14 protein-coding genes, 2 other RNA genes and 1 riboswitch are annotated in these 15,051 nt (G+C 35.2%); of the genes, 4 read left to right on the top strand and 12 right to left on the bottom strand.

Going from position 1 to position 15,051, the window contains the following annotated elements; translation table 11 throughout:
* Positions 1–6: 6 nt before the first annotated feature.
* A complete protein-coding gene (locus CO726_RS07970; protein ID WP_016088572.1) occupies positions 7–912 on the top strand; it encodes a DMT family transporter in 906 nt (301 codons plus the stop codon).
* A 2-nt stretch (positions 913–914) separates the two neighbouring features.
* Here the strand turns inward: CO726_RS07970 and CO726_RS07965 are convergent, their stop codons facing one another.
* The gene (locus tag CO726_RS07965) at positions 915–1,175 is read right to left on the bottom strand and encodes a DUF6123 family protein (protein WP_001195212.1); all 261 of its coding nucleotides are present in this window, start codon (positions 1,173–1,175) and stop codon (positions 915–917) included.
* Positions 1,176–1,357: 182 nt separating this feature from the next.
* On the opposite strand from CO726_RS07965, the gene CO726_RS07960 reads away from it, so the two are divergent.
* Positions 1,358–1,918, top strand: coding sequence for a cysteine hydrolase family protein (locus tag CO726_RS07960; protein ID WP_099683889.1), 561 nt, complete (start codon positions 1,358–1,360; stop codon positions 1,916–1,918).
* Positions 1,919–1,952: 34 nt separating this feature from the next.
* Here CO726_RS07960 and CO726_RS07955 read toward each other — a convergent pair whose 3' ends face one another.
* From CO726_RS07955 to CO726_RS07915, 9 genes are all read right to left on the bottom strand, one after another.
* Complete coding sequence (locus CO726_RS07955) at positions 1,953–2,801, bottom strand: GNAT family N-acetyltransferase (RefSeq protein ID WP_099683888.1); 849 nt, start codon at positions 2,799–2,801, stop codon at positions 1,953–1,955.
* 85 nt (positions 2,802–2,886) lie between these two features.
* Positions 2,887–3,027, bottom strand: coding sequence for an FbpB family small basic protein (locus CO726_RS07950; protein ID WP_098759467.1), 141 nt, complete (start codon positions 3,025–3,027; stop codon positions 2,887–2,889).
* A gap of 347 nt (positions 3,028–3,374) precedes the next feature.
* Positions 3,375–4,241, bottom strand: coding sequence for a 5'-3' exonuclease (locus tag CO726_RS07945; protein ID WP_099683887.1), 867 nt, complete (start codon positions 4,239–4,241; stop codon positions 3,375–3,377).
* A gap of 132 nt (positions 4,242–4,373) precedes the next feature.
* A complete protein-coding gene (locus CO726_RS07940) occupies positions 4,374–5,099 on the bottom strand; it encodes a P-type ATPase actuator domain-containing protein (protein WP_099683886.1) in 726 nt (241 codons plus the stop codon).
* A 343-nt stretch (positions 5,100–5,442) separates the two neighbouring features.
* Positions 5,443–5,608: riboswitch (M-box (ykoK) riboswitch) on the bottom strand.
* 299 nt (positions 5,609–5,907) lie between these two features.
* Positions 5,908–6,091, bottom strand: a non-coding RNA gene (gene ssrS, locus CO726_RS07935) — 6S RNA.
* A 20-nt stretch (positions 6,092–6,111) separates the two neighbouring features.
* Positions 6,112–6,295: non-coding RNA, 6S RNA (ssrS, locus tag CO726_RS07930), on the bottom strand.
* 116 nt (positions 6,296–6,411) lie between these two features.
* Positions 6,412–7,245: a sulfurtransferase gene (locus tag CO726_RS07925; protein WP_099683885.1), complete on the bottom strand. Its 834-nt coding sequence runs from the start codon at positions 7,243–7,245 to the stop codon at positions 6,412–6,414.
* Between the two features lie 3 nt (positions 7,246–7,248).
* On the bottom strand, positions 7,249–7,521 hold the full coding sequence (locus tag CO726_RS07920) for a YpbS family protein (RefSeq protein WP_099683884.1): 273 nt from the start codon (positions 7,519–7,521) through the stop codon (positions 7,249–7,251).
* A gap of 21 nt (positions 7,522–7,542) precedes the next feature.
* Positions 7,543–8,010 carry a GNAT family N-acetyltransferase gene (locus CO726_RS07915; protein WP_099683883.1) on the bottom strand — a complete coding sequence of 156 codons (468 nt, stop codon included), beginning with the start codon at positions 8,008–8,010 and terminating at the stop codon, positions 7,543–7,545.
* Positions 8,011–8,082: 72 nt separating this feature from the next.
* Here CO726_RS07915 and CO726_RS07910 point away from each other — a divergent pair, with 72 nt between their 5' ends.
* Positions 8,083–8,337, top strand: coding sequence for a DUF3931 domain-containing protein (locus CO726_RS07910; RefSeq protein WP_000369740.1), 255 nt, complete (start codon positions 8,083–8,085; stop codon positions 8,335–8,337).
* 3 nt (positions 8,338–8,340) lie between these two features.
* Here the strand turns inward: CO726_RS07910 and CO726_RS07905 are convergent, their stop codons facing one another.
* On the bottom strand, positions 8,341–12,000 hold the full coding sequence (locus CO726_RS07905) for a dynamin family protein (protein WP_099683882.1): 3,660 nt from the start codon (positions 11,998–12,000) through the stop codon (positions 8,341–8,343).
* A 549-nt stretch (positions 12,001–12,549) separates the two neighbouring features.
* Here CO726_RS07905 and CO726_RS07895 point away from each other — a divergent pair.
* Positions 12,550–13,713, top strand: coding sequence for a DUF418 domain-containing protein (locus CO726_RS07895; RefSeq protein WP_099683880.1), 1,164 nt, complete (start codon positions 12,550–12,552; stop codon positions 13,711–13,713).
* Between the two features lie 15 nt (positions 13,714–13,728).
* On the opposite strand, the gene pbuX is transcribed toward CO726_RS07895, so the two are convergent.
* Complete coding sequence (pbuX, locus tag CO726_RS07890; protein ID WP_058839595.1) at positions 13,729–15,051, bottom strand: xanthine permease PbuX; 1,323 nt, start codon at positions 15,049–15,051, stop codon at positions 13,729–13,731.

The raw sequence follows: 15,051 nt of genomic DNA, 5'->3' as shown, positions 1-15,051 counted from the left end.
ATGGGTGTGAAAAAAGATTGGATTGCTCCTCTTGCTTTATTATTTGTCTCTTTTATTTGGGGGGCTACGTTTGTTGTCGTTCAAAATGCAATGTCTTTCGTTGGTCCATTTACTTTTAATGGTATTCGCTTTTTATTCGCCGGAATTATTTTATTATTCGTTCAACTGATTTTCTCAAAAAAAACTTCAAAACAAGATATAAAACAGAGTAGCCTCGCTGGATTAATCGTTGGATTCTTTTTATGTGTTGGCTATGTATTACAAACATTCGGCTTACTTTATACAACTTCTTCAAAAGCTGGTTTCTTAACAGGGCTTAGTATCGTTATGGTACCAATTTTGTCTTTTATCTTTTTAAAACAAAAAGCTACCCTTTTTATCGTAATTGGCATTGCTGTAGCAACAGCAGGATTATACTTATTAACGGCGGGTGATTCTTTTCAATTAAACATTGGAGATATACTCGTTCTCGGCTGTGCAGTAGCTTTTGCTGCCCATATTCTTGTTAACGGCTTCTTCTCTAAGAAAATATCACCTTTATTACTAAGCACATCACAAGTATTAGCTGTCGGTATGTTTTCTTCTATTTGCGCCTTTTTGTTTGAAGATTGGGAAAAATTATTTTCAGTAGCACTATGGACGAATTCTTCCTTTTTATTCGCCCTATTTCTAACTTCCTTATTCGCGACATCCATTGCTTTTTTCATTCAAACATCAGCACAAAAACATACGTCTCCAACGAGAGTAGCAATTATTTTCGCAATGGAGCCCGTATTTGCTGCATTAACAGGCGTTCTCGTTGCAAACGAACAACTTTCTATTTCCGCTATTATCGGATGCCTATGTATTTTCCTAGGCATGGTTTTTGTTGAATTACCTTCCAAAACAAAAAAAGAAGCGCAGGCTGCGTGAAGTTACGCTTGTAACTTCCGCATAAAAGCCTTTGCGCTTTTTTTATCTGTAATTTCTTCTTCTTTCAATCGTTCTAATAACGCAACAAAATAACTCCCATCAAACTGTAATTGATGTTTAATTGTCGCTTCTATTGCTGCGTTTACAATTCCATCAGATGCACCAGTATATCCTTGTCCGAACATAATAAATCCTTGTGCTTCCTCTGATAATTTAAATCCTTTCGTATGTAAGAATGAAAGATAATCTTCTACTGTTTGCATGTTATTCCCACCTACTCAAAAATTCTCCATCTCCTATCATACATGTTTTTACACGCTATGAGAATGAAATTTCTTTGACAACTTTGTAAATCTATCGTCTACTGCATAGACAATAGAGGATTTCCTTGTAATATGAATGAATATGTATAGTGGAACTTATTTCATATTAAAGGGGAGACACGATGAAACAAGCACTATTAATTATCGATGCGCAGCAAGAATTAATGGATGGAAATGAACAAGAAAAAGAAGTTTTTCGTAAAACCGAGTTATTATCTACACTAAATACAGCCGTACAGAAAGCGATAGATGCAAATGCCCTTATTGTTTTCGTAAGAGATATCGATGTTGCTTCTGGTAGCGGAGAAGGATTTGAAGTACATAATGAAATTAAAGTACCTCAGTCTGCAATCCTTATTAATAAAGCAGCAACAAACTCATTCTATGGCACTTCTCTACTTGAACTTTTAAAAGAAGAAAAAATTAATCATATCGTTATCGGTGGATGTAAAACAGAACATTGCATCGACACCGCAGTTAGAACAGCTACTGTACAAGGATTTGATGTTACATTAATTAAAAACGGTCATTCCACAACTGATTCTAACGTATTATCTGCAGAGCAAATTATTGGTCATCACAATAAAATTTTACATGGGCATTATAACGTCGATCATTTTTCAGTGGTTAGAGATGTCGAAGAAGACCTCTTTCAGCCAAATCACGACCAGTATCGTGATTAATGAAAAAGGATCCTTCATTCAGAAGGATTCTTTTTTATCCAAAAATTTGCGCCGCAATACTATATAGCTCATTATTTCTTTTTAATAATTGATCGCTATTTTTCATCATTATTGGTGGTGTATGAACTTTCTTAAAACCAGTAACCTCTAATTTTTTCATAAAATCTTTCTTTCCTTCTGGTACATCCATTCTTAATTTTCCGTTATGCCCTTTTGCTAAATAATGTACAATTCTCATTGCCATCGCATCATTTCTTGCAACGACTGGTCCTATTATTTTATTTTCTGGTGTTTGTATACTTAAACCGTAACCTAATACATTTTGTTTGTTGTCCTTTACAACGATGCATTGTTCACTTTGTATAATTCTTTTCTTTAAAAATACTTTTCTATTTGTTCCAAACGCATATTCATCTAATTTCATTATTTCTTCTAAATCACACTCTTCATAATTCATCATATACTCTTCATTTCCTATACAATAATCATTCATATTGTACGAGTTACATATGTATTTAGAAACATAGCTTACTGCCCTAAATCCTAGTTTTTCATATAAAGGCTTCCCCTCATCCGTAGCAATAAGCATAATGGGAGTTTGAGCCGATACGCTCTTAATGCATAAATTCGTTATCGCCTTTCCAATTCCTCTCCCCTTATAATCTGGATGTACAATCACCATTCCAATAGATGCTAATTTCTCTCCATATAATATAATTGCAGCACTAGCAATTATTTCTCCCTTTTCATTCCGTATTCCATATACGATACCTGAACTTAGAACAGTGTGAATTTCTTCCAAACTATAATCCCAGCCTATCCTTTCTGATAGACTAATAAGACATGATATATCATTTTCTCCAAGCCTCTCCACTACATTCACATAGTATCTCCCCTTCTTTGTTCCCTTCTCACTATACTACACCCCCCCTTCACTTTGTGAAGGGGGGGTGTAAAACATTCTCCATTCAATTATTAGAACCACTATATGCTACATGTCGTTTTTCAATTCGTTCTTCAATTTCTTTCATATTCTCTTTATTAGTTAATAATGATTGTTTATTTTCTATTAATAACTGTTTAAAAGATTTTCTCATTGTTTTTCGCATTTTCATTTTCCTCCTTGGGGGATGGTTTATATAAAAGATAAAGAATTATCTGGTTGTTCTTATAATAATTGATTGTTGTGAATTCCATTTGAACTTCATATGAAAATTCTATTTATTTTCTGACAACTTTGTGAACAAATAAGGTTATCTCAAACATTTTGAAATTTCCTCACTTAATTATATACTTTGCTATTTTCGTCATCCTATATCGATTTATCTTGTCGAAATATTTATATATTTCACGCTAAATTCCATATACTTTCTCTTACTAAACGTTTTCCAAAATAAAAAAGAAGATGTCACCTAGTCAAAGTTCGACTCATGCAACATCCTTCTTTCCAAACGATTTACAGCATATTTATTAAAATTTCAGGTCTTCCCCAATTCATTTCTTCGCAAACGAATCGCAGTTTTTCTTCATCCATTGTGTGTAACCCTTCTTCAAGCGAACACGAAATTGGAACTTCACAATGAATTTGTGCTAATTGTAACGAAATATTTAAGTTCTCTAAATCACTTTCAACCTTCGTACGTTGCGCTTTCGTTAATGATTCTACATTTTCTAGTACAGCTGATACTGTTCCATGCTCTTGAATAAGCTTATACGCTGTTTTTTCACCTATACCTTTTACACCTGGATAATTATCGCTCGTATCTCCCATGAAAGCTTTCGCATGCACGATTTGCCACGGCTCTACACCTTTTTCTTCCATGATTTTTTCTGGTGTGTAATATTCATAATTTCCAATTCCTTTACGCAGAAGCATAACTGTAACGTTCTTATCAACAAGCTGAAGTAAATCTGTATCACCTGTTAAAATATAAACTTCCGCTTCATTGCAGTATTGTTTTGCAAGTGTACCGATACAATCATCCGCTTCATACCCTTTCATACCGATAACTGGAATGGATAATTTCGCAGTCATTTCTTGCACTAAATCAAATTGGGGAATTAATTCTTCTGGTGGCGCTGCACGATTCGCTTTATAATTCGAGAACGATTCTGTTCTAAATGTCGTACTTCCCATATCCCAGCACGTTACGATATGTGTCGGTTCAATTGCTTGCGTAGCTGTTAATAAGTGTTTCATATAACCATGAATCCCGTTCGTAGGGGTACCATCTTGTCGTTTCATAAATTGTCCATAGACACTTGTTGCATAAAAAGCACGAAATAATAGTGCCATACCATCAACTAATAATACTTTTTTCATATTTCCTCTCCTACTAACAAAAAATAATAACCCCACGTCATCACGTAAGGTTATATAAATAGATTACCATTCTACGTTTTTTCAACTTTGTCTATTATACATTGTTTTTGTATATTTAGCATCATTTACACATTAAGACGTTCTACCACAAAAAGTATGAAGAATTCCTGAATACGTATTTTTCCCAGTCGAAACAACTACAGCCTTTGCATTTCCACCAACAATATACGTCCCTTTGAAACATACATTTTCAAGTTCAAGTGGATTATAGTCTTTCATTCGTTTTAAAGGAATAAATCGTTTGCGCTCAAGATGATAGCAGCTTTCAAATTTCTCAATACTTACATCTTTTCCTGTTAGCACAGATTCATTTACTAATAAATCATTCGCGTAAATGATACGTACATCTGCTGGTACTGTATCGCCTTCTGAAAGAAAAATCATATCACCAGGAACAAGTTCTTGTACTGGTAAATTCATCATTTTTAATTCACCGTTTAAACCTGTTACACTAGAACACGCTACTCGAGACACAGTAATTTTCTCACATTGTAATCTATCACGCACATGTTGTTTTGAAAAACCTGGGATCATTCCACTTAGCTTCATCATTACTTCTGCAATACGCGCTCTTTTTGAAGTTAATTCATTTCGGCCGTATACTTGAATGCGTTTTTGTGCCTCTTTCATAGATAATCCGTCTCTTGTTGTTTTTAAATACGCAAATACAGATTTTACATCTCTCGTTGCGATTTCAATTAATAAATCTTTATTTTTTTGAAGCATTGTTTGTTCTTTCATTGATTTTTTACTTAATTTATATGACGTGTTACCCACAGTTTTGTTTGCATATAACATATTATCGTCTCCTCCTGTACAACATAGGAAGAAACGCTTTGTTTCTCAATTTTTCCACTTTACCGCGAAAGTGTCTAGCGCTTAAACGTGCATATAAACGCTACATTACGATAAATATAGAGGGAGGAACAAGTCGTTTCCTGCCTACATCATATATTTTTGATTTGAAGTATATGGGTAACGGAACCGAGTCAGAATTTGACATGCTCCTCACCTCCTCGTTTAATCTTATAGTTTATACTATGAAACTACTCATAGCTTGGTAACAAAAAGACCCTTACTCCGAAAAGAGTAAAGGTCATGACATACACAAATAAACGATTCCTAATACAATTAGAAATCTACGGACCTCTCCCTCGCCGAGTTTTAGCACTGTATAGCATAGGTACATTACCAGCTACGTTAAGAAAAACCTTAATTCGATCATTCCTGTTGACCCATTGGCGTCTCTCGACATTTTTGGGCAGTAGCATTTCTCTATACAGGAGCCTCACCTAACAGAGACTTATTTTTATTACATAGAAAATGTTACTCTTATTTAAAATAGATGTCAACAGGTGCCTACAATTTTTTCGAAAGGTATGGCAAACTAACGCATATAAAGTGAAACTTTAATCAGTGGGGGTTTTCTTCATCCTCCACTGATTATTAGTTGAACCAATCGGACTTTTATGGGCAGTTAATCCCCCACCTAAATTCTTTGCTTTCGCTGAATTTTGAGGTGGGGGTCTTACTGCCCATTAAAGTGGGATAACATGAATATATGTATACAACAAAAAAACCTTACGTATAAAACGTAAGGTTTTTATTTAGCCCCACATATGCCGTTCTCTCTAGATGTCCATAAACCTGCTCTCACAGGTGGATGCTCTCACAAATGTTTGTAACTTCCTTCTTAAAAAGATGGCATGTTAGCTACATTTAAATATTGAACTTCCATATTAAACTTATTGGTTTAAGACATGCATAAGCTACGTACACCGTAGGAATTTTATATAATGTTAGTTGAAATAAGCCCCCCGCACGTGCCGCTCCTCGTAAATGTCCAAAAACCCGCTACTCGCAGGTGGATGCCCTCACAGTTACCGTACATCTTCCTCCACAAGGAAGGCTTGATGATGGTCGCTAAATATTGAGCTTCCGTATAACTAACATCGGTTTTAGACATAAATAAGTTACGTACACCGCAGGATGTATTATTTACTTGTCGTTATATTATCACATTGTTTCCAATGTGTAAAATACAAAGTTTTTCGAGCAATTTCTTGCTTGTGACCTTATTTTAATACAAATTATTTTTGCATGCAAGTGATTAATCTTCTTCTTTAGCAATTTGATTTTCTGGATAAGAAATCCAATCACTCCAGCTACCTGCATACAATTTAACATTTTGGAATCCAGCTAATTTTAATGCAAGGATATTTGGACATGCTGTAACACCAGAACCACAATATACAATTGTTTCCTTATCTTTCGAAAGGTTTTGGAATCGTTCTTGTTGCTGTGCTTCATTCTTAAATTGTCCTGATTGCAGCATTCCATCCTTCCAAAAATAGTTTACTGCTGTTGGAATATGTCCTGCTTTTGGATCAACTAGTTCCTCTACACCAGCATAACGTTTTGGCTCTCTAGAATCAATTAACGTAACATCTGCACCTGCATAAATATTCTCTCTGACCGTTTCCATCGTTACAAGCATACGATCTTGTATATTGGCTTTGAATGTTTTTCGTATAGCAACAGGCATTTCTGTTGTTACCGGTAGTCCATTCTCTTTCCACGCTGGAAATCCGCCATCTAATATATATACTTTCTCATGTCCTACATAGTTTAGTAACCACCAGAAACGGGAAGCATTTGCACTCGCCTGACTGTCATATGCAACTACTGTCGTATGTTCATCAATACCAGCTCGCGAAAGCTTGTCTGCAAACTCCTCAATATTTGGCAACGGATGACGACCACCATGTTCTGTTACAGGACTTGATAAATCTACATTCAAATCAAAATATAACGCATGAAGAATATGTTCTTCCTCATACTTTTCTCTACCCCAATTAGAATTCGCTAAATCAAAACGACAATCGATTATACGGACGTTCTCATCTTCTATATGCTCACGTAACCATTCGACTGTAACTATCATCTTTTAACGACCTTCTTTCTCTTGCAAACGACCTACATACTCCATAACCATTTCTTCTGTAACAAATTTACGTTGCAGTGCAACACCGTTTTTTGCAAGATCATTAATTTGCTTTGTTACAACATTAATGACATCAACCGAAAATTCTTTCCCATTTGACGCAAGAGATACGGCTGCTTCAATAGCTGCTTCACGCTGCGCATCTAATTGTAAAAATGCTTTTACAATTTCATTTTGTTTACGAGAATGTGCTGTAATTGCTTTATGTACTTCCATCTTCTCTTCCCCCTAAATAAGTTATACGTTCTTATTCAATTCCATTGCAAGCCGAATCATATCACGACATACAATCCCATTTTCAATAATCTCTTCTTCATAATGCGTCGAAAAGTAATCAAAATCAATAGAAAAAATACGAAATCCACATTTTTGATATAAAGCAAGTTGTGAAACACTAGAATTGCCTGTACCAACTTCAAGTTTTGACATACCATATCCTTTAGCAGTTTCTATGGCATGACTTAATAGCTTCTTTCCAATCCCTTTTCCTTGCAAATGCTCTACAACCGCAATATTCATAATTTCCATCGTCTTCGGCCTTGTTTCCAAAAGAACATATGCACCGATAACACTCTCCTCTTGCTTAGCTACATATGTTAACCCTCTTTGTACATATGCATCAATTTGCTGCTCACTTGGATCAGCAAGCAGCAATAAAGGTTTCGGTATAGCTTCTTTCGAAATAGGTTCTATTACAACAGACATAAAAAATTCCCCCTTCTCTATTGTTCTAAACCCTCCTTGTCTACCATAAATAATAAAAAGGAGGGATTCACCATGGACAACAATGAGAAAAAGTGCAACGTCATCTCTATTGATGGAAAGAAGAAAAAAAGCGACACGTATTCCTATCCAAAATTAGTAGTAGAAAACAAAACATATGAATTTTCTTCATTCGTCTTATGCGGTGAAACACCAGACGGCAGACGACTTGTTCTTACTCATATGATTTCTACTGATGAATTTGCAGGGTTTGTAAAATCTTTAGATACAGTACTGCAAAAGAAAATCGAACGAATCTTTTTCTCATAATGATTATATAACATAAATTTCTCTTTCAATCTCTACTAACTGCTTTTGCAATTGTTCTTTACTTTGTTCATATAGTGATACATCGATTGTTTCAGCCAATGCAAATAATATACTTTCATAATAGTTCATCACATCTTGCTGCATCACTTTTTGGAATAAGTTCCATTTCATATCCCACTCTTGCTTATAATGATGAACAAATAAATCTTTTTCATCAGCTACATAATTTGATACAAGCGGTTCTAATACCGCTTTAGCATCTTCTTGCATGAAAGCTTTATCATTTTTTTCAAAAAAGCTTTTTTCATTTTTAAAATGTGCTAGTGCTTTTTTAAAATCTTTTACTTCAACTGACGGGAACGGTTCTTTATGTGTAATATCTTTATATTCATAATCCACTGTTCCACTCATAGAAATTGATTTATTCTCTGCTTTACAGTTCACTACAATTTCATTCTTTGCACGCTTCATCGCTTCATCTATCCATTTTTCAAGGCGTAATGACGTCGCACGCATTTCTTGTAATAAATCATGCTGAATAAATGCTACTAATTCCATAACGCACTGTTGCAACTGCACTTTCACATTTCCATCCGTTCGAAGCGATGCTGGATTAATAAATTCAGTAAACACATCGTTATAGCGTAGGAATAGACGTTGTTGCACGTAATACAGCAATTCTTTCACTTCATTTTGCATTGCCTGTTCTTCAGCAAGCACACTATATGATGAAATAATATGAAGTAGTTGATCACGCTCTGCTTCATATTTTTTCGTTTGCTTCTCTTTCTCTTCATTTCCCTGCTTTGCACCATTTATCATATTTACTAAAAGCTGATCTGCCCCTTGCAATGCACCATATAAAGCATGGACAGATACGAGCATTAAATCTCTCATCATAAAGGATGTAAATGATTCCTCGAACTTAGCAATCCCAGAGTTTTGTAAAATACCGTACTTCTCTTTTTCAATATTTTTTCCTTGTTTCTCTTCAAGCGCACATAAACTTGAAATTGCAAATAAACGTGGATTTCTAATACCGTATTGCAGTAGCTGGTCTGCGATATAACCTTTTACCATTTCAAGTTCTTCTTCAGACTCTGCTAAATCGGCCGCATTAATTAAGAAGAACATTTTATCAAGAGCAAATGTATCCTTTACACGACCAAGCTGAATTAAAAATTCACGGTCAGCACGAGAGAACACATGATTATAATACGTTACAAATAAAATAGCATCTGCGTTTTTAATATACTGGAACGCAACGTCCGTATGACGGGCGTTAATAGAATCCGCTCCAGGTGTGTCTACAAGCGCTACTCCTTGCCTTGTTAAGGCACAATCATAATACAGCTCCATGTACTCAACAAAACACGATTTTTCTTCATTCGCTACATAATCAGAAAACTCTTCTAATGTAACTTGTACTTGCTCCCCTAAATGAGCAGAAACCGTATCATACCCTTTCTGTACCGCTCGTAAAAAGCTAAATGTTGTTTTTTGCTTCCCAGTTGGTGAAGGATATTTCATAACTTTATCAATTTGTGCTAACGCTTCATCTAACGTAGTAATCTCATAATGAAACAGCTTATAAACAGCTTTCATATCTTCTAATAGAGCTTGCTTTGATTTAAATTGAACCATTACTGTTCCGTGTGGTTTTTCCTCTGTAACCGGCAAAATTTGATTAATTGTTGCTGTCGTCGGATTTGGTGATACAGGAAGTACTTTCTCACCAAGCAACGCATTGGCAAATGATGATTTCCCAGCACTAAAAGCTCCGAATAACGCTACTGTAAATTGTTTCGTTTCCACACGACGCCTTTTTTCTATTACCTCTTGCTGTACATGTTTCAGCGCTGGCAATGGCTCTAATATCGTTTCCGCTTTCTTCACTTTCTCTAATATACGCTGAATATTTAAAGCTGCTGTTCCTTTTATTTCTTCTTCATGAGCCGCTACGTTATCAGTTACAATTTCCTGCTCTTGTAGTGTGAATTTCTCACTAACAATTTGTTTTTTACTTTGCAATATCTCTTCTATTTGCAACCCTTCTGGTGTAGCAACACGCTCATGCCAAACATTTTGTAAATAACTTTCATATGTCTCCAAATTGTTACTATATTGCAATTTTGTTTCTTTTGCCGTTTGCAACATCGTATATGTTTCAATCTCTTCTTCAATACGAGCAACTGCTTCTTTCACCTTTTTCTTTAAAACGACTGCACTTTTATCAAAAATTTGCTGTGCTTTTGTAAAATAACGTTTCTTTAGTTCATTCGCTACATCCGCTGTATAAAGAAGTAAGTAATCACCTGTGAAACCTGCACCTTGTTTAATTACTTCAGTCAACATTTCTGGCCCAAAAGCGATTTCTAAAGCATATATGTCTTTCCCAATCTCCTCTGTAAACAACCCTTCTTCTTTTAAGAAGGCAACAATAAATTCTTTCACATGAAAATCAAGTTGCGTTTCAACAGTCTTTTGCAAAGCAGTATAAAAAGCGGCCAAACGTCTCTGTTTTTCTTGATCAGTCTTTCCTTTCGCAAATAGCAAACCAACTTTAAATTTTGTTAATTTCGTTTCTAAGTACGCATTTGCCAATTCTCTCATTTCAAATGGCATTAAATACGCGTTATCTAATATAGCTTGTAAGCTTTTTATAAATTCATTTCTCACATGAGACTCTTTACTAGCCTCGCGATGTTTCGTTTCCGTTAGCTCTTCTTTCTTTTCAACTATTTCTGAAATGGAAAGCGGTGATGCTAACTCTTCCTCATATTTCAAAAGAGCTTTTTCATTTTCAGAAAGAATAAACGAGAAATGTTCCCCCATTAAATATTCTGTTTCTCGCTCCATTCCATCTCTTACATACTGCTCTTTTTCCTTCATAATAGAAGTAATTAATGTTTCTAAGCTTCCAATTTCATTATGTGGATGGTTTATCATTCGTAACGAAGTATAATAAACTCCATCTACTTCAATATCCCAGTTAGAGAACGATTGTTTTACACTATCTTTATAATCCTCAAACGATAATTCATTTTCTTTATGTTTATCTATTTGATTTACAACGAGATAAACCGTTTTATTACGTTGTTTCAATTCTTTAACAAATTGCAAATTCACTTCCGATTGGACGTGATTATAATCCATCATATAAAAAATTACGTCTGCTAGATGCAGCGTTGATTCTGTCGCTAATTGATGGGCATCATCTGTTGAATCAATCCCTGGTGTATCAACTAACATAACACCCTCAGGAATTGGCGCATCATTCCGATAAATATGAACACCAATTACCTCATCGCCATCCTTACAAATTTGCTTTAATTCTTCTACTGAATATGCACCGTCATATTCGTACTGCTCTCCAGATTTAATCGTTACAACAACACGATCAAATCCCTTTTCAATTTTAACGACGTTAGCGCTTGTCGGAATTGGACTTGTTGGTAACAACTGCGCTTTATATAGATGATTCATCATCGTTGATTTTCCTGCTGAGAAGTGACCGCAGAATGCTATCATAAGTTGGTCTCGTTTATATTTTTGAATTACTTCAAACAACTTTAAGCTATTCTCTGCATCGCCGTGTTTTTGCCACTCTTCATAAAAACAAACAAGTTTTTTCATACCGTTTGTCTGTACTATGTTTGTCATCCCCTTGTTCCCCTTTATCCAAGATGTATATACTTTTCCTCGCTATTTGCGAGCTCATTATCAACAGGAGATACATCCCCTCATTGATTACAGTTTCACTTTACTATCATACTAAATTTTCAGCATATTCTCATTAAAAATAAAAAATCCCTTTCATTCTTTTTACAAATGAAAGGGATTTTATGTAATATCACTCATTTTGCTGTTCCTACTCCATTTAAAACATACTTTGCAATAACTGCATATACAGCGACTGTACCTGCTACTAATGCATATACCATACTCATGCACCAACCTTTTTTGATAATGATTATCACTTTTAAATATATTTTATCATTAAAGAGAATCATTATCAACACTTTTCATAAAGAAAGCCCCTTATAAGAAGGAGCTTTACTGCCTGTTTTGAAGAAGGTTAAAACTTGTTGTGCACTCTTATTATATCTCATAATGCACATCTTAACAGTTTTAAAAATTGGAAATTACCTATATACCCTCCCGTTTACATTTTGTATAATAAAAGGGAATTACTTAACAAGGAGGAAAATAATGACACAAAATCTCACACAAAGCGAGAGGATACATTCCATCGATATTATTAGAGGAATAGCTGTACTAGGTATTTTTCTTGTAAACTGGCCTGTTATAGCCGGGATTGACTCACGTGATATTTCAGGAATTTACGAAGGGATAGACAGCTACATTCGCCTATTTTACGATATGTTTATTCAAACAAAGTTTTATACTATCTTTTCGTTTTTATTTGGCCTAGGCTTTTACATTTTTATGACTCGTGCTGAAGCGAAAACAGATCGTCCAAAAACTTTATTTGTTCGTCGCTTACTTATTTTATTATTATTTGGTTTCTTACATTACGTTCTTTTATGGGACGGAGACATTTTACATACTTATGCGATTGCTGGATTTTTCTTATTTTTATTTTATAAGAGAGAACCGCGTACTATTTTAATATGGGCTATCGTTTTATTGAGTATTTTTCAATTCATTATGCTAATGGCTGGTATTACGGTTGCATTGGTACCAAAGGAAGAGCTAGGTTTTTCCTTACCTATCATGCCATTAGAAGACTGGCTGTCACAAGTACAAAATCGTTTCCGTGCATTTTACGCTGATGGAATTGGATTAAATTTATTTATGCTTCCAGAAACAGTTGGGCTATTTTTACTTGGTTTATACGCCGGCAAAAAGGATATTTTCCGCCGCACGAAAGAGTTAGATCCAAAGCTTAAAAAATGGCAAATTATTATGTTCCTTTTAACATTGCCAATGTGGTTCTTCATGGTCCGTTATTTCTTATCCAAACCATTTTATGAACCAATTTATATGCAGGTCTTTACAATGTTTAGCGGAAAAACTTTATTCATATTCTACATTTTCACGCTCATGCGTTTATTACAAAAAGAAAGATGGCAAACATTATTACGTCCATTCCAATACGTTGGACGAATGGCATTAACAAATTACATCTCGCATACAATTGTTACATTACTTGTATTCGGGCTATTGTTCAAAAATGATTATCTTGCTCCATTATGGGTTGGACCACTATTCTGCATTAGTTTCTACACGTTACAAATCTTTATTAGCCGCTGGTGGCTTTCACATTACCAATACGGGCCACTTGAGTACATTTGGCGCCTTGGTACGTACGGGAAAATGATGCCACTTAAAAAGAAAAGCAAGGTCTCATAACGAGACCTTGCTTTTTTACGCTTCTCTTACTGCACTTTGCATAGACACTGGCTCTTCTTCTACTTTCACTTTGCGCTGCGGCACCATATTAAATACGATATTTAACAGTACTGCTGACGCACTTCCAAGTACAATTCCGTTATCTGTTAAAATACGAATGTTTTCAGGAAGTTGTGAGAATAAAGTAGGAACGACTGTAACTCCAAGTCCAATTCCAACAGAACATGCAACGATTAATAAGTTTTCTTGTTTACCAAAATCAACGCTACTTAACATTTTAATACCATATGCCATTACCATACCGAACATCGCTAACATCGCACCGCCAAGTACTGATTTCGGAATAATAGTTGTAATAGCTGCGATTTTTGGAATGAACCCAAGAACGATTAACATACCACCACAAGTATAAATAATAACGCGATTTCTTACTCCTGTTAATTGAACAAGTCCTACGTTTTGAGAGTATGTTGTATATGGAAACGCGTTGAAAATACCACCTAACACCATTGCTAATCCTTCTGCGCGATAGCCTTTTGTTAATTCTTTTTCACCGATCTTTTTATTGCAAATATCAGATAATGCAAAGTAAACACCTGTTGCTTCTACAATCCCTACGCAAGCAACGAGAATCATCGTAATAATTGGCGTTAATTCAAATGTTGGTGTACCAAAATAAAATGGCTGAATACCATGGAACCAATCCGCTTCTCCAACCGCTTGTAAACTAACTTTCCCCATGAAAGCTGCAACAATTGTACCGAACAATAGACCTAGTAAAATAGAGATTGAACGAATAAATCCATCAAAAAAACGATACATAATGATGATAAATAGTAACACGCCAAATGCTAACGCTAAGTTTTCAAGACTTCCGAAATCTTTGCTTCCTACTCCTCCAGCCATATCATTAATAGCAGCTGGAACAAGTGTAACTCCAATTACAGTAACGACAGATCCTGTTACAACAGGTGGAAACAGTTTTACAAGCTTTCCAAATAATTTCGCAAAAATAACAACGAATAACCCGGCAGCAATAATTGCTCCATAAATAGAAGACACGCCGTATTGTTTTCCGATTGCAATCATCGGCCCAACCGCTGTAAATGTACAACCAAGTACAACTGGAAGTCCAATACCGAAAAAGCGATTTGATAATGCTTGTAAAATTGTCGCAACGCCGCACATTAATAAATCAATTGAGACTAAGTATGTTAACTCTTTTTGATTTAAACCAAGTCCGCCGCCGACAATAAGCGGAACGATAATTGCGCCAGCATACATAGCAAGCATATGCTGCATACCAAGCGATGCGATTTTAAATGGATGTTGCTTCAT

The organism is Bacillus fungorum, from assembly GCF_002746455.1.
Classification (GTDB): domain Bacteria; phylum Bacillota; class Bacilli; order Bacillales; family Bacillaceae_G; genus Bacillus_A; species Bacillus_A fungorum.
This window is presented reverse-complemented; position numbering and strand designations above follow the sequence as displayed.

What these genes read in the sequence shown, in the direction of transcription:
- CO726_RS07950 (WP_098759467.1), bottom strand. Translation starts at nt 3,027, where the DNA reads ATGCGAAAAACAATGAGAAAATCTTTTAAACAGTTATTAATAGAAAAT.
- CO726_RS07905 (WP_099683882.1), bottom strand. Translation starts at nt 12,000, where the DNA reads ATGACAAACATAGTACAGACAAACGGTATGAAAAAACTTGTTTGTTTT.
- CO726_RS07940 (WP_099683886.1), bottom strand. Translation starts at nt 5,099, where the DNA reads ATGTTATATGCAAACAAAACTGTGGGTAACACGTCATATAAATTAAGT.
- CO726_RS07965 (WP_001195212.1), bottom strand. Translation starts at nt 1,175, where the DNA reads ATGCAAACAGTAGAAGATTATCTTTCATTCTTACATACGAAAGGATTT.
- CO726_RS07960 (WP_099683889.1), top strand. Translation starts at nt 1,358, where the DNA reads ATGAAACAAGCACTATTAATTATCGATGCGCAGCAAGAATTAATGGAT.
- CO726_RS07920 (WP_099683884.1), bottom strand. Translation starts at nt 7,521, where the DNA reads ATGGAAGTACATAAAGCAATTACAGCACATTCTCGTAAACAAAATGAA.
- CO726_RS07910 (WP_000369740.1), top strand. Translation starts at nt 8,083, where the DNA reads ATGGACAACAATGAGAAAAAGTGCAACGTCATCTCTATTGATGGAAAG.
- CO726_RS07925 (WP_099683885.1), bottom strand. Translation starts at nt 7,245, where the DNA reads ATGATAGTTACAGTCGAATGGTTACGTGAGCATATAGAAGATGAGAAC.
- CO726_RS07915 (WP_099683883.1), bottom strand. Translation starts at nt 8,010, where the DNA reads ATGTCTGTTGTAATAGAACCTATTTCGAAAGAAGCTATACCGAAACCT.
- pbuX (WP_058839595.1), bottom strand. Translation starts at nt 15,051, where the DNA reads ATGAAGCAACATCCATTTAAAATCGCATCGCTTGGTATGCAGCATATG.
- CO726_RS07945 (WP_099683887.1), bottom strand. Translation starts at nt 4,241, where the DNA reads ATGAAAAAAGTATTATTAGTTGATGGTATGGCACTATTATTTCGTGCT.
- CO726_RS07895 (WP_099683880.1), top strand. Translation starts at nt 12,550, where the DNA reads ATGACACAAAATCTCACACAAAGCGAGAGGATACATTCCATCGATATT.